The sequence below is a fragment of the Bacillus sp. V59.32b genome, from assembly GCF_003429085.1.
Classification (GTDB): Bacteria; Bacillota; Bacilli; order Bacillales; family DSM-1321; genus Peribacillus.
The window spans coordinates 14,138-34,002 of record NZ_QVTC01000033.1 but is presented as its reverse complement, the minus strand read 5'-3'; the positions used below and the strand labels follow the sequence as shown (position 1 = coordinate 34,002).

At 40.8% G+C, this 19,865-nt stretch carries 17 protein-coding genes and 1 riboswitch; of the genes, 2 read left to right on the top strand and 15 right to left on the bottom strand.

The genetic code is table 11. From position 1 onward, the window contains the following. Nucleotides 1-77 precede the first annotated feature (77 nt). From D0463_RS08790 to D0463_RS08780, 3 genes are all read right to left on the bottom strand, one after another. Entirely contained in the window at nt 78-1,217 is a 1,140-nt protein-coding gene (locus D0463_RS08790; RefSeq protein WP_117307035.1) for a S1C family serine protease, read from the bottom strand. A gap of 178 nt (nt 1,218-1,395) precedes the next feature. After that, the gene (locus D0463_RS08785) at nt 1,396-3,129 is read right to left on the bottom strand and encodes a phospho-sugar mutase (protein ID WP_117307034.1); all 1,734 of its coding nucleotides are present in this window, start codon (nt 3,127-3,129) and stop codon (nt 1,396-1,398) included. 97 nt (nt 3,130-3,226) lie between these two features. Beyond that, nucleotides 3,227-3,886 carry a DNA alkylation repair protein gene (locus D0463_RS08780; protein WP_117307033.1) on the bottom strand — a complete coding sequence of 220 codons (660 nt, stop codon included), beginning with the start codon at nt 3,884-3,886 and terminating at the stop codon, nt 3,227-3,229. Between the two features lie 430 nt (nt 3,887-4,316). Between D0463_RS08780 and D0463_RS08775 the strand changes: the two genes are divergently transcribed. Further along, the gene (locus tag D0463_RS08775) at nt 4,317-5,582 is read left to right on the top strand and encodes a sensor histidine kinase (protein ID WP_117307032.1); all 1,266 of its coding nucleotides are present in this window, start codon (nt 4,317-4,319) and stop codon (nt 5,580-5,582) included. A 1,278-nt stretch (nt 5,583-6,860) separates the two neighbouring features. Here the strand turns inward: D0463_RS08775 and D0463_RS08770 are convergent. The 5 genes from D0463_RS08770 to D0463_RS08745 all read right to left on the bottom strand — a co-directional run bounded on the left by D0463_RS08770 (nt 6,861) and on the right by D0463_RS08745 (nt 12,386). Then, nucleotides 6,861-7,457 carry a helix-turn-helix domain-containing protein gene (locus D0463_RS08770; RefSeq protein WP_117307031.1) on the bottom strand — a complete coding sequence of 199 codons (597 nt, stop codon included), beginning with the start codon at nt 7,455-7,457 and terminating at the stop codon, nt 6,861-6,863. Nucleotides 7,458-7,488: 31 nt separating this feature from the next. Further along, a complete protein-coding gene (locus D0463_RS08765; protein WP_117307030.1) occupies nt 7,489-7,719 on the bottom strand; it encodes a hypothetical protein in 231 nt (76 codons plus the stop codon). Beyond that, complete coding sequence (locus D0463_RS08760) at nt 7,719-7,946, bottom strand: hypothetical protein (RefSeq protein WP_117307029.1); 228 nt, start codon at nt 7,944-7,946, stop codon at nt 7,719-7,721. Before D0463_RS08760 ends, D0463_RS08765 begins: the two co-directional genes overlap by 1 nt. 123 nt (nt 7,947-8,069) lie before the next feature. Next, nucleotides 8,070-8,155: riboswitch (cyclic di-GMP riboswitch) on the bottom strand. Nucleotides 8,156-8,450: 295 nt separating this feature from the next. After that, nucleotides 8,451-9,884: a PAS domain S-box protein gene (locus D0463_RS08755; RefSeq protein ID WP_117307028.1), complete on the bottom strand. Its 1,434-nt coding sequence runs from the start codon at nt 9,882-9,884 to the stop codon at nt 8,451-8,453. Between the two features lie 510 nt (nt 9,885-10,394). Further along, nucleotides 10,395-12,386 (bottom strand): penicillin-binding transpeptidase domain-containing protein, encoded by a 1,992-nt coding sequence (locus tag D0463_RS08745; protein ID WP_117307026.1) that lies wholly within the window; start codon nt 12,384-12,386, stop codon nt 10,395-10,397. A 316-nt stretch (nt 12,387-12,702) separates the two neighbouring features. Here D0463_RS08745 and D0463_RS08740 point away from each other — a divergent pair, with 316 nt between their 5' ends. After that, complete coding sequence (locus D0463_RS08740; protein ID WP_367946577.1) at nt 12,703-13,812, top strand: AI-2E family transporter; 1,110 nt, start codon at nt 12,703-12,705, stop codon at nt 13,810-13,812. Nucleotides 13,813-13,999: 187 nt separating this feature from the next. On the opposite strand, the gene D0463_RS08735 is transcribed toward D0463_RS08740, so the two are convergent. From D0463_RS08735 to D0463_RS08705, 7 genes are all read right to left on the bottom strand, one after another. Next, entirely contained in the window at nt 14,000-14,563 is a 564-nt protein-coding gene (locus D0463_RS08735) for a GNAT family N-acetyltransferase (protein ID WP_117307024.1), read from the bottom strand. A gap of 105 nt (nt 14,564-14,668) precedes the next feature. Next, nucleotides 14,669-15,136, bottom strand: a complete 468-nt coding sequence (locus tag D0463_RS08730; RefSeq protein ID WP_117307023.1) for a chemotaxis protein CheW — start codon at nt 15,134-15,136, stop codon at nt 14,669-14,671. 10 nt (nt 15,137-15,146) lie between these two features. Further along, nucleotides 15,147-16,109: an HD-GYP domain-containing protein gene (locus D0463_RS08725; RefSeq protein ID WP_254052751.1), complete on the bottom strand. Its 963-nt coding sequence runs from the start codon at nt 16,107-16,109 to the stop codon at nt 15,147-15,149. Between the two features lie 71 nt (nt 16,110-16,180). Next, on the bottom strand, nt 16,181-16,903 hold the full coding sequence (locus D0463_RS20395; RefSeq protein WP_483295727.1) for a methyl-accepting chemotaxis protein: 723 nt from the start codon (nt 16,901-16,903) through the stop codon (nt 16,181-16,183). A 1,002-nt stretch (nt 16,904-17,905) separates the two neighbouring features. Continuing rightward, nucleotides 17,906-18,496, bottom strand: a complete 591-nt coding sequence (locus tag D0463_RS08715; RefSeq protein ID WP_117307020.1) for a magnesium transporter CorA family protein — start codon at nt 18,494-18,496, stop codon at nt 17,906-17,908. After that, on the bottom strand, nt 18,493-19,362 hold the full coding sequence (locus D0463_RS08710; RefSeq protein ID WP_117307019.1) for a hypothetical protein: 870 nt from the start codon (nt 19,360-19,362) through the stop codon (nt 18,493-18,495). Before D0463_RS08710 ends, D0463_RS08715 begins: the two co-directional genes overlap by 4 nt. A gap of 100 nt (nt 19,363-19,462) precedes the next feature. After that, on the bottom strand, nt 19,463-19,864 hold the full coding sequence (locus D0463_RS08705) for a type II toxin-antitoxin system death-on-curing family toxin (RefSeq protein ID WP_117307018.1): 402 nt from the start codon (nt 19,862-19,864) through the stop codon (nt 19,463-19,465). Nucleotide 19,865 lies beyond the last annotated feature (1 nt).

The following is a 19,865-nucleotide window of genomic DNA, read 5'->3' as shown; positions in this document are numbered from 1 at the left end:
TATATTATTTTTATAAAAGAAAGAAGCCAGATTGTCCCGCGATTAAGACGGTTCAATCGGCTTCTTTCTACTAGATATTAATAATTGGAACTATCAGATTCAGTTCCCTCTATGGGATTTCCATTCTGATCGTATTCTTCCTCAAGTGGAATATCCTCTTCTGGATTCTCCCCTTCTAACATAGGATCTTCTTCATAGGTTTCTTCAGTCTCTTCCTCATAATTATATTCATCCTCAGGGATCGTTTCGCTATCTTCCTCCGGATAATATTCTTCATAGCTCTCTTCTTCTTCATAGCTCTCTTCTTCGTAATATCCTTCATCCTCGGAATAAGACTCATCATAGCTTTCGTCCCAGTCTTCTTCATATTCAGAATAGGCGTCTTCTGGAATATCCCAAAGGTCACTTGCATCGTAGAAGTCTTCATACTCCTGTACGTCTTCCCACTTCATCGGGTTTTTGATCCAGGAATCAATAAGTGATACAACCTGCTGCATCGGGATAGAAAAACCAAGTGCTGTTTGATTGATATAAGAAGCGCTATTAATGGCGATTACTTCGCCTGTCTCCTTATCAATCAAAGGCCCGCCGCTGCTGCCCGGATAAATGGGAGCAGTCGTTTGGTATACATCATCATAAACAAAAGGAGAGATGTCGAAATCTCTTTTTAAACCGCTGATAATCCCCGTCGAAACCGAATCTTTCAATCCGTTCGGACTGCCGAAGGTGATCACCTCATCGCCCTTCACTGCCTGATTTTTGGCAGTCGGCAAAGGTTTCTTTCCTTCTAACGCCGGCACATGAATGACCGCTACGTCCATTTCATCGCCAATTCCAATCACCGTGCCTGAAAGAATTTCATCGTCGATAGTTTGTACCTGTACATCCTTGTAGCCCGAAACTACATGGGCATTCGTTACAATATGCCCCTTGTTATTATAAAGAAAGGCAGAGCCGAGAGAGGAATCTGTTAAAACCTGAAATACTTTATCCTCTGAAAATTGGATAATATCTTTTAAGCTTCTCTGCTTCTTTACTTGTACGGGTGCAGCAGCTTCCTTTTCCACCACCTGCACTGTTTTCACCGTCTCCACTTCTTTTACTACCGTTTGAGGAGCTGGCTTTTCCAATTTATACTCCCAGACCAACCATCCTGCAACTAAAACGGCTGCTGTTGCGAAAACAGCGAAAAATTTAGATGTAAATACAGATTTCACAAGTTTATGCCCCTTTGTTTATATACTGGTTACTCCATTAATATCGACCGATCTTTTGACATTTCAATAAACAGGAGATTCATTTTTATATTTCGACATAAACCAGCATAATCCTGCATAAGGTTAACTGCAGGAACAAAAAAAGGTAAAAATCTTAACGATTTTCACCTTTTTTATCCTATGATAAAATTCGATCTATGTTCTCCATAAACTCTTCTGCCACCGTATCCAGCTTTTCGCGGGCTGTCTCCATCGTATCCCCCTGGACACCGAAGTAGAATTTGATCTTCGGCTCTGTTCCTGATGGGCGGAGACAAATCCAGGTGCCGTCCTCAAGGAAGTATTTCAGCACATTCGATTTTGGCAGCTCAATCGTTTCTTCTTCGTTTGTTAAGAGAGAAAATTTAGTGCTGTTTTGATAATCCTCTTGGACGACTACTTTTCTTGAAGCAAGTTCTTTAGGTGGGTTTTCCCTGAATTCATTCAGGATCCCTTGAATTTGGCGGTTGCCTTCAATTCCCTTTAAGGTAAGAGAACGTAAGCCTTCCAGATAAAAGCCGTACCTTTCGAAGACAGAAAGCAAGCCTTCATAGAGGGTCATGCCTCTTTTCTTATAATAAGCACAGACTTCCACAGCCAAAAGAGCTGCCTGAATCGCATCTTTATCCCTGGCGAAGCCTTTGGCAAGATAGCCATAGCTTTCTTCATAGCCAAAAAGGAATGTGTGGCTCCCTGTCCGGTCATATTCATTCATTTTTTCGGCGATGAATTTGAATCCGGTTAAGACATCTTCTGTTTTCAGGCCGAAACGGCTGGCGATCGTTCTTCCCAACTCTGAGGTGACGATCGTTTTTAAAACGATTCCATTTGAAGGGAGTGTTCCTTTGTCCTGCTTCTGCGTCAAAAGATAGTCCAGGATTAAGGCCCCGGTTTGATTGCCGGTCAAGACGACGTATTCACCTGCATCGTTTTTGACGGCGATTCCGAGCCGGTCTGCATCTGGGTCGGTAGCGATCAGGAGGTCGGCGGACACTTCATTTCCAAGGCGAATCGCCAATTCAAACGCGGCATGCTCTTCCGGATTCGGAGAAGCAACGGTCGAAAAATTCGGGTCCGGCAGCTCTTGTTCTTTCACCACATGAACTTTCTCGTATCCTAAATCGCTAAGGGCGCGGCGCACTGATTGATTAGCCGTTCCATGCAGCGGTGTGAAGACGATTTCTAGATCCACTTCTTTCGGGAGATCAGGATTTTCAGAAATCGAGAGTAATTGCTTATTATATTCGTCATCTATTTCTTTTCCGATAATTTCAATGAGTCCATTTTTCTTTAAAATTTCTTCCTCTTCCACTTGGAGCAGCAGTTCATTTTCAATTTCGTTCACGTATTCGATCACTTGGTCAGCAGACCCAGGAGGAAGTTGTCCACCGTCAGGGCCGTATACTTTGTATCCATTATATTCTGGCGGATTATGGCTGGCAGTGATGACGATGCCAGAATAGGCATTAAGCTGTCTTACTGCAAAAGAAAGCTCAGGTGTGGGACGGAGTTCGTCGAACAAATACACCTTTATCCCCCCGGTTGCAAGCATTTTCGCAGCTTCTAGCGCAAATTCAGGAGATTTGTGACGAGAATCATAAGCGATTGCCACCCCGCGTTTCTTTGCGTCTTCTCCAAATGAGCTGATATAGGCGGCGAGTCCCGCTGTCGCTTTTCGGATTGTATAGAGGTTCATCCGGTTTGTTCCGACGCCGATTTCGCCTCTCATCCCGCCTGTTCCGAACTCTAGATTTTTATAAAACGCTTCCTCCAGCTTGCTTTCGTCCCCTTTCATTTCTTCCATAAGAGAGCGTAATTCTTCATCCAGCTCCTGATGATTATCCCATGATGAATACGTGTCTTTCCAATTCATTCAATCCGCTCCTTTTTCCTTGCTTTATATATATAAAAGATACCATATTTTTTGTAGTAAATAATAAGATATTAATCGACTAAAAACAACAGAAAAGTCATAAATATTTGCTGCCTTCACGAACGCTCAAATTCGCCAGCTGGTTGGCTGCGATAAATCTTCTGACGGATTCGGGATTTGTTTTTGAGTACTCCCTTAAGGTCCAGCCAATCGCTTTTTGGATGAAAAACTCCTTGCTTTCATTATTTCGCAAAATGTATGTATAAAGGAGTTCTTCATTTGTTTTTTCTTTATATTTCAACTGAAAAAGGATCGATGTTCTTCGAAGCCAAAGATTATCGCTGATGCTCCAATCTTCAATTTCTTCATGGATCACTTCCGGATGATCCGCGGCAATTTTGCCCACCGGCTTTTGGGCAAGCATATCAACGGTATCCCACCATGATTTTTCAGTGATAAGATCTTTTACTAACAGCAGATCATTTTTCTGGAGCTTTTTAAGTGATTTTTCTACGTAATCCATTGCCGCATATTGATACTCCCTTTCATCCTGTTTCCAGAGTTCGGTGACAAATTCCGGTTGAAAGTCTTCTTTTAGTATTCGGCTTTCCTGATAAAACTCCTTCATTAGCTCTTTTCTTTGCGGTGTTTTGATCCCGAGAAATGGAAATAAGTCTTTCATATATTTTTGCATTGGCTTCGCCTGTTCTTTATTTCGATGGCTCTCAAATTTATTAATTAATCGGTTGATTATCAAATCAATTCACTCCTTGATATTTGCAAGATAATTTTCTCTCTACTTGATTCAATAACCGTTTATGGCAGCAACCAGTTAAAAAGTCTTTGGACCTAACTCTAAAAAAGGAATTTATCCTTTTCATGTCGAATTATATATTAATTTAGCAAATGAGGAAAAAATCGGGACTTTGCGTTCATTTACTTTGGGGTACTATAGGTTCACGATATGAAATAAGAATCTTTCGATTATCATGAAGTTTGTGAGCTCAAGTTTAGGAGACCCTACCCACACATGTAAAAAATTATGGGTCTCGCCATTATGTGTTGACCGGGTTTTTCACAAATTTAATCTGGCTTTCTCTCTTTTAGAGCATAGACAGGGGTCATTTCCGCTTCATGTAGCAGCGGGGAGTTAGAGGGCCCTATACATATATTGGAGGTAGTCAAATTTGGAAATAACCAAGCATTTTTTATTTAACCTGTCTTTATTAATGATTCTGTTATTTTTTTGTTTGGTGTGTTCTGAAAGATCTAGCGAAAAGTCTTTCCCAAAGCTGCGGACGGCTCTTTGTTTTATCGCCTCTTTAGTGATTTGCATGATGTTTTCTTATGAACTTAGCAGCGAGCTTCGCCTGGATTTGCGGAATTTACCGGTAGTAATTGGCGGTCTCTATTTAGGAATCGGTCCTCTTCTCGCGGTAGTGACCATCGCTATTCGCGGGCTTTTCGGGATGGACATTGGATTCTTGACGAATATCCCTTTATATGGAGTTCTACTCTTTTTGTTATGGCGAATCCATCCCTGGTTTTGGCGGCAAACTCCCAAGTGGCGTATCTTGATTTCAATTTTTTTAGCAACCTTCATTAATTTTGTCACGATGGCGGGGTTGAAATACGTTTATCCATCTGTTTTAGGATGGGATGTGTGGATTGCCTACTTAATTGTTCCGCCTCTTGGCGTCGCGATTATTGCCTATTGTATCGAATTTGCGAGGAAAAATATCGTGATACGCCAACATCTGGTTAAATCCAAGAAATTAGAAGCCGTCGAGCAAATGGGTGCCGCTATTTCCCATGAGATCCGAAATCCTTTAACCGCTGCGATGGGGTTTGTGCAATTGCTGCAGGAGGATGACCTTGAACCGAAGCAGCGCTCTACCTATCTATCGCTCGTAAAAGGTGAATTGCAATCCGCCGAGCGGGTTATCCAGGATTATTTAACCTTTTCCAAACCTTCGCTCCATAAGATGGAGGAACTGAATGTCTCGACTGAAATTCATCAAGTCTTAACAATTCTGCAGCCTTTAACTAACCGGGATTCTATTGAAGTTTCCACTAAGTTTTCTGCGATTGGGCTCATACAAGGAGACCGGCAAAAATTTCATCAATGCTTTCTAAATCTAATTAAGAATGCCATCGAATCCATGCCGAACGGTGGTTTTTTAGTCATAGAAACGAAATCTACCTCCTCCCAGGTAACCATCTCCGTAAAGGATACGGGGGTAGGGATGACAAGAGAACAGATAGACCGATTGGGGGAGCCTTATTATTCCACCAAAGAGGCAAAGGGTACAGGACTGGGCATGATGGTCGTCCACAGCATTGTACGGGCGATGAACGGCACCATCCGTGTACAAAGTGAACCAGGGACAGGCACAACATTCGATGTATCATTCCCGCCATACCTTCCCTCGATGAAGAATGAGAAGTTTTGAAACATGACAAGACAACAGACACCATCCAGTTTTTGGATGGTGCCTGTTTTGCGATTATAGTTAAATATCAACTTGGGGCTATCGCTCATAAATTTGGATAATCGCTCATATATTTGGTTAATCGCTCATATACTCGGATAATCGCTCATATATCCGGATTACCGCTCATATATTTCGATAACCGCTCATATATTTGATTAATCGCTCATATATTCGGATAATCCCTCATATATTTGATTAATCGCTCACATATTCGGATAATCGCTCATATATCCGGATTACCGCTCATATATTTGATAACCGCTCATATATTTCGATAACCGCTCATATTTTCGGATAATCGCTCATATATCCGGATAATCGCTCATATTTTCGGATAATCGCTCATATTTTCGGATTACCGCTCATATATTTGATTAATCGCTCATATATTTCGATTACCGCTCATATATCCGGATTACCGCTCATATATCCGGATTACCGCTCATATATTTGATAGCTGCTCATATATTCTGATTACCGCTCATATATTTGATTAATCGCTCATATTTTCGGATAATCGCTCATATATCCGGATTACCGCTCATATATTTCGATAACCGCTCATATATTTGATTAATCGCTCATATATCCGGATTACCGCCCATATATTTGGATTACCGCTCATATACTCGGATAACCGCTCATATATTCGGTTAATCGCTCATATATCCGGATTACCGCTCATATATTTGATAGCTGCTCATATATTCTGATTACCGCTCATATATTCTGATTACCGCTCATATCTTTCGATAGCCGCTCATATTTTCGGTTAATCGCTCATATATCCGGATTACCGCTCATAAATGAAGTCTAACCCCTCAAAAATTCAGACAATCCATCAAAAAACAAAATGTTTCCTATCAATTAGAATTTTTTCATTCCCCAAGCAGGATTACTTAAGTAAATAAAGAATTTTAAGCCCCTTACGACTATTTTCATCTCATTCACCAATACTGAATTCAGGTAACCATTACGCATACCTACCTGCATAGTCTCAAAAGGATTCTTCATTCTCTGGAATCTAGATCAACAGGAACAAAAAAGTAGGATCATCTCCATAAAGAAAACATGCCGATTGTGTAGTAGTATTATCCCGGAAATTGCCGTTTTCTACATTCTCGCAAAGAAAAGGAAGGACAATCATTAGGATGTCCTTCCTTTTCATACCTTGAATATACGGATAAAACCTGTAAAAAATATGGACGGCGCCTGACACCTACTAGCGATGTTCACTTAACTATGTTGTGCAATGCTGTAAGTGTTTTCGATGAGGCGCTTGTATTTTCTTTCTACGCTTACGGATGAACGGTCTAGTCTTTCGCCGACGGCGGCGTAGGATTCACCTGACGAGATGAGTTGTATGACTAAGCGTTCTTCTAGGGTTGACCAGTTTTTATAATTGTTTTTGCTGCCGTTCTTTCTTTCTTTCATTCTTTCGGTCCTGCACCAGGCGGGCTCGGGCGGGATCGATTGATATTTGATTTTGGAAAATGTGATTCGCTCTCTGTTTTCCGCGGCCCAATCCCAAAAATCATCGGGATCAATCAGATACCATTTCTTTATGTTTCTTGTCGTTTTCTTTGTGCACTTTAGACCGTGATTAAGAATCCAATGTCTTACGGTTTTCGCGTCCACCTGCAGCAATTGTGATAATTGATAGGTCGTTAATAAACCGGTTGAGGCTTTTGTATTAGACAGCCCCAACTTCTTAAGCATTTGGAGAACAGAGTCTTCCGTCCGCCCTAATTTATCAGCCATTGTCGAAATCTTTAATTGCCCAACATTCTCTCTCAGGTAATTTCTTTCCTCATTTGTCCAATATCTTCTCATTTAAGACAAACACCCCTTTAATAAGAACCTCTTACACCGTGTCAGAATTAAATGTCACTTCACAGAAGTGATTCAAATGATTTACAATGAATTGCTGATGCGATCCGATGAAACTTTGCAAGCTATCTGGAATGAATGGATCCATACATTCTAAGGTTATAGGATCAAGCGATACCCTCAAAAGCGCTTTTTCATCCTTATCCATGCATCTCACCGAAATTTTCGTTTGTTTGCTGATGATATCGATTAATTCGTATCTCATTAGTATGCCAACTCTTTTTCTAGAATTCTATTATAGGCGAGGGATAAGTTTTCCAAGCATTCTACGCGAAGCTTTTCGTCACAAATAAAGTCATATTTAAGTTCATCTTCCATTCTTGAATAAATAATCGTGATGTCCTCATCTCCCAGCTTTTCTAACTGGTGATTTCCTGCATAATTCAAAATTTCCCTTTCAAAAAACTCTACAGTGCCAAACAAAACAGTCAACACAGTCTCCACCTCTCGGAAAAAAATTTTAAAAATGTGACTCCCAATTGGTTCCCGATAAATAAAAAAGGCAATTCTAAAAAAACAGAATTGCCAAAAAATTAAAATACGCTCGTTATATTTTTTGGCAACCCGGCTATCATAGTGCATTGCACCTTAGACCCGTGGCTTTGCGTCCTTATTTTTCAACAAGTTTGCCTTTTTCACATTTTTATTACCATTATAATACAACTAATTTACTAATAATTCAACATGTTTCGTCAAATTTTTTACATTTTCTTGGTTTTTTTTGATATTTTATGTTTTTTTTCATGTAATTTGACCCAATAATCAAAAAAAAACGGAAAAGAATTTCTTAAAATAGTCTAATAAGTTCATAAAAAAAAGAATCCGAAAATCGGAATCTTTATGGCTAATAGTTATATAGGTATTTAGCTTCACAAGCGAGAAGGTGTAAATTTCCCTATGTAGATCCCTATGCTTCTTCCGACGGCTGCAAGCTTTTTATCTCCGGTCTTCAAACAACGGCAGGAGAATGATAACGGTAGTTCCCTCATTTTCTTTGCTTTTTATATGTAAGTTGCCACCATGATTTTTGATAATTTTATTGCATATCATTAGTCCTAAACCGGTTCCTTTTTCCTTTGTGCTGAAAAAAGGTTCGCCGATTTTGGATAAACGCTCCTCCGGAATACCTACTCCTTCATCTTGAACGCTAACCAATGCAAAATTTCTGTCTTTTTTTACAGTGACTCTGATATTTCCACCGTCTGGCATAGCCTCGATAGAGTTCTTTATGACATTAATAACCACTTGTTTGATCTTATCAATTTCGCAACTTATTGTCAGTTCTGGTTGTTCATAACTTATATCAATGGCAATATTAGAAAGCACTGCTTCAGAGTTAAGGAGAACGACGACACTTTTGACAACATTTACGAGATTGACTTGTTCGAAGTTATTCGATTCAGGTTTCGCCAACACCAGCAAATCATTCACGATTCCTTCTATTCGTTCTAATTCCGTTAAAATAACCTCACCATAATGGCTCGACTTATCCTCCGTTAAAAATTGGGCAAACCCTTTGATGGCGGTTAACGGATTACGGATTTCATGAGCGATTCCGGCTGCCAATTGGCCTACGATGGACAGTTTTTCGGCATTTTGCAATTGTTCTTCCGTTTTCTTTTGCCCGGTTATATCTTTGATGATGATTTGAAAGATTTTTCGGTTTTTAAAAACGGTGGGTATGAGCTGAATTTCTACTTTCCTCACTTCTCCATCGATCCGGGTCAGGTTTTTTTCGAAATTGATGTTCTGTTTAGCAGTAAGAAAGCTGTTTAAAACGGTATGGTCAGAAGGAGAAATATAGTCATATAATGACGTTCCTACAATTTCGTTGCTGCTTGTAAAACCTAGCAGTTTCTTTCCCTCATCATTGATATACGTCCAGACTCCAGATTCGGTTAGCATCCCGATTGTATCCTTTGAGAACTCTACTAATAATCGATATTTTTCCTGAGTCTCCAGAATTTCTTCCTCTGTTATCATTTGCTCGGTAATGTCCCGGGATATGCATACCAGTTGGTCATTATTGATACTAGAGCAGTTCATCTCCAGCCAAATATAATCCCCTTCTTTTCGTCGGAAACGGAATCTTTTTCTTTCGTCGCTGTTATGGATGTATTCCTTGAATTTTTTCTTCAGTTCTTCTTGATCATTAGGATGACAATATTCAAAGAGGCTATTTTTATGCAATTCATGTTGGGCATATCCAAGCATAGAAGTGGCCGAAGGAGAAACGTAAGTAAACGTACCATTTTTATTATGTATGGAAATTAAATCTCTAGAGTAATTGAGGGCCAAATGTAGATTAGTATCCTCGTTTTCATCAATAAATATATTTAAAGAGTTCTCGTTACCCGTTGTGAACTGCAAGTGACTTTCCTCCTTGTTCCTAAATCAATTTATCATCATTTATGTATACTTTAAAAAGTTGTCGAATGGTAAAAAGTCCTATTTCCATTATCAAGAAAAAAGCTATTATTATCAATGTTTTTTTTACAAAAAATCCATATGAAATTTATGTAAGGCATATGGAAATGAAGGTTCTTCACCAAAAAATGTGGTTTAAGTTTTTGATTATCCGTTGATTTCCGCTCCAGGCGCTCGCTTTCCGCGGGCAGCCCGGGAGCCTCCTCGGCAAAGGGCATGCCTCCGGGGTCTCCCCTGGCCTGTTTTTCCCGCAGGACGTTGAATCATCATCCATGCATAGGCACCGCACGAGAAAATGCGTATGCATTTTCGAGGAGTCTCGCATATCCTCGCCAATCAACTTTATAGCAAATTAACTGAGATATTACGTTAATCATTATTAAACCACCAGTTATGGTGATGAACCGAATGAAAGGCGTCATCCAATTTATGGATGACGCCTTTGAACCTTCTCTATTTTAAATGCTTTTCTAGTACTGGTTTCGCCTTTTCTACGACATAAGGGGAGCCACCCTTGTCTTCGACGTTTTCCATCATCCATGCCATTAGCAGGCGTGGATTTTCGGTGTTATAAACGGCAAACCAGCCGTTCTCGGCCCCTTTTTCAGCTTTGGTTCTCTTCATTTCCGCGGTTCCAGTCTTTCCGGCAAGCGGAATACCAAGCTCACTTGCGGAGTGCGGTGTGCCATATGGGTCTGTGATGACTTTTTCCAGCATGTCTGAGACCTGCGTTGCTTGGTCGGCAGAGATTGCGTTCTCTATCCACACTTTCTTTTCCGTTTTATCGCCAATGATTAACGATGGAGCGAGTACGTTCCCTTCATTCTGAAAGGCCGTGTAAGCCGTTGCAACGTGCAGTGTGCTCATTTGTGTCTGTCCCTGCCCGTAGCCGCTGTCCGCAAGGCGTCCCTCACTTTCGATTTTGCCTATTTTCGAAGACTTGATTGGGTAATCAAACGGCATTTCCTCTTCATAGCCGAAACTCTTAAGTCCGTCTGAGAATTTATCGGTTCCCAACTCAAGCGCGCGTTGTGCAAAGTAGATGTTGTCCGAATAGATAAGCGCATCCGACATATTAACAGGCTTTCCGGGGTCTTTCACCCTAGTAATGGAATGGTCCTTCCAATTCTCCTTGCTCCACTGTTTTCCGGAAACCTTCATTGTCTTCGCTGGATCTACCCCGTTTTTCAGCGAAATCGCTGCGGTCAACGGCTTTATTGTCGAACCGGGTGCATATACCGAGCTAAAGCGGTTTAGCAGTGGTTTATCCGGATTATCTTCGAGTTGTTTCCGTTCTTCGTTTGAAATGCCAAGCACAAATTTGTTCGGGTCGAACGACGGACTGCTAACGAGCGCCAACGTTTCACCGGTTAGTGGGTGTATCGCTGCGGCAGACCCGGTATCATTTTTATATTGGGCAAAAATATCCTTCTGCAATTCGGCGTCTATCGTGAGCATGATGGTTTCGCCTTCCTCGGCCGGCGTTTCGGCGACAACCTTGTCCTGCCCATTTTCTCCCTTAATGAAAATTTTCGCACCTGATTTCCCTTTTAACTGGTCCTCAAGGATCTGTTCAAGGCCTCGCTTTCCAATTACATCGCTTGCGCTGTAGCCTTTTCCTTTCCGCTTTTCCAGTTCTTCCGCTGAAATGGCTCCTACATACCCGATCAGATGAGCCGTAATTTCTTTATATGGATATACACGTTCGGCAACATCTGATATCGCTACAGAAGGAATCGCTTTCAGTTTATCCAGCAGGGCAGTTTGTGCCGGGTCGACTTTTTTAATCGGCACACTCATATGCGGCTGTACCCATGATTGGTTTAGCTTCTTCTCAATTTCTTCGTTAGACATATTTAACAGACTGCCAACCTGTGAAATAATGCCAGCTTCCTCATCGGCCATTTTTTCAGGCACTATCGAAACCTCGGCAACACTTCCGTTCATGGCCAGCCCTCGTTCAAGACGGTCAATAATCTCGCCGCGAACCGCGGGGTCGGTCGTCATCCCAATTTCATCGTTTTCCTTCATTCCCGCAAAGATATAACCGGGATTCCAATTAATATACCAATTCGTTTGATCATCGCGCTCCTCTTTTACAAGCTTGGCCTGCTGATCAAAGCTGACAGCCCCGGCGAGCGTGTCCATTTTCACCGAAAAAGGCAGGGTCGCCGTTTCATCATGATTCTCAGGATCTTCCGGTTTCTTATATGTCACCTTTAGGTTGTTTACCTCAATGTCCTTGTAGATTTTTTCATAACGTTCCGTGAAATCTTTTTTACTCAATGTTTCCTTCGCATCCGTTGACAGATAATCATACATTTGGTCAAATTTTTGTTCATTCCAGAGCTTTGTGTACGCGGTGAGCCGGTCCTCCGGTGCAGGCTCTTTCTCACACCCGGCTATCACCAGCAGTATACTGAAAAGCAAAAGCAGCTTCTTCATTCTCTATCTCCCTCTTTTTTTCTATGAATTTACCAAAATGGCAGAATCTATTTGTTGGGGTAAATTAACTCAAATGGGCGAATAGTCCCTTCTACCATTATATACAGTCCGGTTAAAAAATGAAATATTGGACACTTGGAGTGTTGAAGGACAATGTGGGGCAGTTTTTTTTGTGGAGGATATCCTCTCATGCGGATTGTGAATGGGAAATCCATGTAGGTATAATTTTCGCGATACAGGGGTATAGAGAGATAATTCTTATATACATGAAAACGTTTATCCTTCTTTCTTTCTACACAAAAACTCTCCAAACGAGGTGTCAGTCTTGCCAAATACAAAATATTTCCGAATCGGGTATAGCCTTATTATTATCTTAATCATCATATTACTGGCTACTAAGGTAGATTTCATATTCAGGCCTTTCGTTATCTTTTTCCAGACTCTTTTTCCTCCTTTCTTGATTTCGGGTGTACTTTATTATCTCTTAAGGCCGATCGTGTTCTTCCTGCATGACAGAAAGGTGCCGAAGTCGTTGTCGATTATTCTGATTTATTTGTTGTTCATCGGAATCGGCACTCTGGTAGTGTTTCTCGTGGGTCCTGAATTGCAAAATCAATTCAGGAGCTTGATAGACAATTTGCCTGCCATCGTGGATAGTCTAAGAGGGCAGATACTTGACCTCAGAGAAAGCCCATGGTTTTCTAGATTTCAGGAAAACGAATATCTCACCTTTGAAGAAGTCAGCGCAAGCGTGAGTGATTATCTTAGATCACACGTTCCCGAAATCGGAAGCAATCTCGGAAATTTCATTGGAGTCATTACAAGTATTGTTACCGTGATCGTGACGGTCCCCTTCATCGTTTTCTATCTTTTGAAGGATAGTGAAGGTGCTTCAAATGGAGTTCTGAAATTCCTTCCTTACTTTCAGGCAGAGGAAGCCAAGGTAGTCGTAAAAGATATGGATGAAGCGTTAAGCTCCTATATCCAAGGACAGGCAATCGTTTCTTTTGTCGTCGGGGTCATGATGTACATCGGGTATTTAATCATCGGCATTGATTATTCGCTCATCCTGGCAATCATCGCGATGCTTACCAATGTCATCCCGTTTATCGGTCCTTTCATTGCCATTATTCCGGCCATCATCATTGCACTCATCACATCACCTTTCATGGCCATTAAGGTGATCATCGTCGCTATCGTCGTCCAGCAAATTGACGGGAATTTTACGTCTCCTTACATCATGGGCAGGAAGCTTGACCTGCATCCTCTCACCATCATCCTGTTGTTACTCGTGGCCGGAAGCATGGGTGGACTGCTCGGGATGATCATCGCCGTGCCATTTTACGCCATTTTAAAAGTAATAATCAGCCATGCATACAGGCTTTATCGACTTCATAAGGATAAGGATAAGATTTTGGAGATATAAGATTTTTATTATTGTGGTGGAGGTCCGGTTTTGTTGCGGGTTTCCTCTGTTTTGTTGCGAGAATCCTGTTTTTGTTGCCGGGCCACTGTTTTGTTGCGGGAATTCTGTTTTTGTTGCCGGGTTACTGTTTTGAGCAAAAATCTTACTTCCAGCAGGTATACGGATTCTCATGTTTTTTTGGGATTTCTCACTCATTTCTTTTACTAAGTCTCCATTCGTTCGCCAGCATTCCATACACAACATGATCCACATAATGGTCATATAACCGTTCGGCTTGCCGGATTTGTCCTTCTTTTGTGAATCCTAATTTTTCTGGGATAGCTTTGCTTTTTTTATTTTCCGGGGCGGCCCTGATTTCAATGCGGTTCAGGCCAAGCTCTGTAAATCCATAGTTTACAAATTCTTTGCAAGCCCTTGTCATAATCCCCTTACCTTGAAATGGTTCTCCGAGCCAATATCCGATCACGCCGATCTTATATTGTTTATGAATATCGTTATAATTAATTATTCCGGCGATGGATCCTTTATATAGGATGCCAGCGGATTTAAGAAATCCACCGGTTTCGATTACTCCATTTAAATGGTCGTGAATGAATTCTCCTGAATCATTGACATCCTGAATATAATCGACCCAGCCCAGCCATTCGCGTAGATGATCTCTTGAGCCGTCAATCAGCCTGTAGAGTTCCTCTGCATCCTTTTCATTCAGCAACCTCAAGGAAAGATCTTGATCTATATGATGTAAAAACATGTGGGCCGCCCCCTTTTCCATAACTTTATGAGAAGCGAGCGGAATTCATACTTATCCTTGAATCAAAAAAAGCGACACCACTTTGAAAGTGATGCCACCCTTTTACTAGTTTACCGTTTGACGGCTTTGCTCGATGATTTCATCGATTCCGTCGATATTTTGAAGCATCTCGATTGGGTTTAGGAGATTGATTAGCGTGTCGTTCGCTCTGACTACTCCGATTAGGTAAGAGGCGTTTTGACTGAATAATCCGTCTATCTCCTTGACTTCACTCTCCGGTACATCGAGAATTTCTTTTGCTTCGTTTACCATCATTCCGACTTGGGAGCCGTTGATATCGATTAAGATGATAATGCCGTCTTCGTTCGTTTCTAACGTGCGGTTAAACAAAATTTGGGACATATCGAGTACCGGTACAACTGCATCGCGTATGGTTGTCAGTCCTTTTACATACTTTGGCATCTGGGGGAAATCGGAAAGATCGATTACTTTCTCAATCGAAATGACGAAGGAAACCGGTACTCCAAAATCTTGATTGCCTATGCGAAAAACAATATACTTTAAAGAATTCATAATTAACCTCCTAATTGATTTTTTTATACTTTGTTAAAGGTGAAATAATTTCCAGCTGATCATAAACTGCAACAAACGCGTCCACGATCTCAGGCCGATACATGGTTCCTCGATTGCGGACGATTTCTTCGAGTGCCTCTTCCTTGCTTAGGCTTGGGCAGTATACCCGATTTGAAACCATTGCATCATAGGCATCCACTACGGAGACAATTGAAGCACCCAAGCTGATCTCTTCCCCTTTCAGGCCATATGGATACCCTTTTCCATCCCATCTCTCATGATGCTGTTCCACGATAAGACTTGCTTTTGTTAAATAATCAAAACCCGTTTCCCGCAGTAGCTCTGCCCCATACAAAGGATGCTTTTTCATGACTTTCCATTCGGCTGAGGTTAACTTCCCCGGCTTTTGTAAAATTTTCAAAGGAATTTTGACTTTCCCGATATCGTGTAAAAAGGCACCGTATGTAAGGGTGATCAGTTCGTCACTGGGAAGACCCAGCTTGTCTCCAACTAAATCAGATAGCCGTTGGATTCTTGAACAGTGGTTTAATGTATACCCGTCCTTTTCTTCTATATCGGCAGCAAGCTGATGAATTTTCATCCCTTTGGCTACATAAATTTCTTCGAATATCGGTTCGGATGTTACAATTAAAAATTCACAATTTGTAATGGCCTTGAATCTGATAGGGGAGAACGACGGGATGTTTGTCGTCGTATCTCCTCCATTAATGGTCATTTTTTCATGTCCGATATGAATTTCAAGAGATCCTTTTAATGACGTTATTGATCTTAGAAAATCAGGGTTGGTTGCCCAGTCGGGGCTGTTGCTGAATATATCACCTTTCCCCAGCTTGAAATGGATCACTTCCACACCGTTTACAGAAGACTGTAATGTAATTTCTGTGTTGAGTATTAGTACTTTTTTTATTTTCTGTTGTTCGTTTGGGGCAGTCATTAATTCCATTGGTTTCATCACAGTTATTACATCCTCCCTTATTAAACAATGCTGTCTCCATCACCTAAGTAGTTATTTTTATTTTTTAATCAATCGTTTGATTGAAAACTATCACGAATTTGATTGGCGCTTCCGGATAGCTCTTTCATATGGTTGGCAATTTGGATATTATCATCGCTGATCGTTTCGATGGTTGCGCTCATCTCTTCAAGGCCGGAAGAAGCTTCTTCGATGATCGCGGCTAATTCATTGGTGGAAACCTCGACCTCCGATGACTTGCCCCTTACATCCTTGACTAGGCTTTCAAAGTTGCCAAATTTATTGTTCAATCCTTCCACGGTCTGATTCAATTCAGTGAAGTAATCCGAGACTTCCTTCGTCACTTGTACGCTTTCCGTAAATTTGTTAGCGCTTTGGGTCATCTTGTCGAGGGCAATAGAATTCGTTTCATTCACTTCGACCAGGTTCTGGGCAATGTTTTCCGTCGTTTGCTTGGTTGTTTCCGCCAGCTTCCGAATTTCTTCCGCCACGACGGAGAAGCCTTTTCCTGCCTCACCCGCCCTGGCAGCCTCAATACTTGCGTTGAGCGCAAGTAAATTCGTTTGGGCTGTAATGTCTTTAATTGTATCCGCTAATTCATTGGTTTCGTAGATCTTGCTTGTAAGATGTTCAAAGGTTGAACTTAAATCTGTGATCAGTTGATTCAGATCATTCATTTCCGTTTGCAGGTGGTTAACCTTTTCTTCGCCATTCCGGGCAATGGTGTTTGTTTTTTCTGTTTCCTGGAACAACTCGCCCGTTACTTCTTCCATTTGGTTCATGGCAGCAACACTGGAATGCGCATGGTCGGCAATCATCGTCACTTGTTCACTTTGGGTCTGGCTGCCCGCTGCCACCTCGGTTATCGCCGTTTTGATTTCCCCCTGTGCATCGGAGTTATGCTGGATTTGGCTGTTGATGTTATTAATCCTTCCGACTATCGAGGTTACTTCACGCTCCAGCAATTCTTTTTGCTCCTGTTTCTCGACAGTGCTCTTTTCAGCATCTAATAATAAAGTTTCCACCCGTTTCTCTTGACCTTGATTGAGTTTTATTAAAATCCAAAGCGAGACAGCAGTTAAAACAAATGTTAATATGCCTCCTGAAAATGCCTCCTTCGCTGCTTGGCCATCTGCTAATAAGAAGTTGGTAATCGTAGCAACCAGACCTAAACCTGAACCTAAGAGAAAAACGGAAGGATTGAACTGGATAACGGCATAGACTTGAATGAAGGCTATGATTTGATAGTTTTGCACGCTTCCTCCATCCAGGGCAATAAGCAGTAATTGAAATGCGTATATTACAAGAATGCTTATATAAGGAAATAGAATTTCTTTCTTTAAGATATATTGAAATAATGCAAATAAGACAGCGAACGATAGAATTTCAGCACCGTATATGCTGCTTGCCAACAGATCTCCTGTTGAAAGGCTATAGATAATTCCGACTACCAGAGAGAATAAAAAAGAATAGAACATAATTAAATTTTTCTGCCGTAACGTTTTGTGATTCATTTCTTTGATTTCATTCATAAATGATTCCTCTTTTCTTTTTGTTATTACTTATATCGGCAGGGATCATTTTTAATTAATATATTTTTAATTAAAATATTTTTAATTAAAGTTATTTTTCATTAAACCTCGTTTTAAATAAGTTATAGGAATATTATACTAGTTATATCGACCTATTTTATTGATATTTAATATTAAATATTAACTTTTTTTGTAAACACTAAAAAAAGACCCCATGCAGCATTGTGCATAGGACCCTGGCATCTAAAATATCTTATTTTTTTTGCTGCGCTGTTCTTTAATCCACTTCTCTAACGCTACAACTCCTAATATCGCCGAAATGACAATTCCTGATAAGGCTACAAACAAAGAAATGTATTCAAAAAAGCTATAGTCGGGAATTTTGCTCCAGCGGATTTTTCCTTTCCAGTCTTCTATGACCAGGTTCATTCCGTAAATCCCTGATACGACTGTATAAATAGTCAAGATTTGCAGCAAATAATTGTTTCGGTTTGTCGTTAACTTATCTTGATTCTGATATAGGCCCGAGAGCGTTTTAACTACATCCTCATAAAGGCGGTCAATTTCAAATACTTCCTTTAAAATATGCGTGATCTCTTTCCCGGATGTCGTGCTATTTACTTCCGGGAACAAATATTTCGCAGAAAACTCCGTGATCATAATAATTAAGAGTTCTGTCTGTGATTGGTCTTTTTCAATATCGATTCTTGAATGTTCATGCGTCAGCTTCAAAAGCACAATTTTATAGTAGAAGAACAGCAGCAGCTCATAGTAATGCTGACCGTACATTTCGCTCGCAAGCGCCTCTTCAAGTTTTCCGGACGCTTTGGTCACACAGGCGAAATGGTACTCGCTTGCGACAAAATAAGTTTCATCCCCCCAGCGATCATAGACGTTTTTTTGTAATGCCGGTCAATGTATGCGGGGTTCAACGCACCCACGTATGGTTTGCCGTCCAAGTCATAACCGTTCAGTTGGCTCGCACGATATAAATCAGTTTTTGTAATGGAGCTGTCTTCATCCAAAGAAATGTGTCCAACTACGTACATTCGCTCGTCTATAAAAAAAGGCAGGCTGCCAAAATAAGTAGCATTAGACTCTTGCTGATCAATGAAATCTGTCAAATTTGGGATTAGCTCATTGAAGATAAAATCCTTCACTTTTGTATAAGATCCATTTGCACAACCGATTTTCGTGCTTTCTTCATCTTCGACAATCGGCTCTAATACGCGAAAGGTGTCAGCAAAATAAAGAACATCATTGTAATCCAGTTCTTCAGGCAATGTAACACGAATGTTCATCATCCCAATATGGAACGGACACAACATAATGTCAATTGAGTTAATTGTAAAGTCGGTTTGCAGGTGTGGTGATTGAAAACTCGACTCCAGCTCCAGGTTTTTCGTAAAACGTCGAATGCCTTCTTTGGACTGAATATTCCTGGGAAACAAAATCGGTTCAATATTCGGAAGGAAAAATTTTTCAAGTGTACGATGGGAAACCTTGATGCCTCCATAGAAAGCGTCCTGCTGTTCCATGTCCTTCAGGTCAAAAAATCCAAAACCGTCTTCCAGCAGTCTGCTTGTAAACTCCTTCGTCTTGCTATTCTCCATCATAAAAGGAAAAATAAACTGAAGCATCGACCGTCTCGTTTTCAAGTCTTGTGTCATCTCTTTATTTTTCTCTTGAAAATCAGCCATGCCCATTCCTCCCGCACTTCTTTATCTCTATAAATGGTACCCAACCAACTGGTTTTTCAAACGAGGGCGGAAATGTAGGGGTTTGAAAAAAAGAGACCTGTTATGGCCTCTTTTGAATATATGTTTCAATCCAATCACAAACTTCATCGAAGCTCACTGGTGATTCTTTATCGGCCACCATTCGTACTGTAAAATCCTCTGCTTGTTTCGGATGAACTTTTAAATGAAATCCATTTAATCCAAGAAACATATATAATCCTGCAAACGCTGTTCTTTTATTCGCATTATGGAAGGCATGGTTCTTAGCCACGCTTTCATATAATGCCGCTGCTTTTTCTATAATGGTAGGATAAGCATCCTCGCCAAATGCACTCTGCTTTGGACGATTAACCGCACTTTCTAATAACTTATAATCTTTTACACCCATCATTTCCCCAGGAGTGTATAGATTAATCTGGTGTGAATTAAGAAAGATTACGTGTTCCGCAGATAAATAATGCATA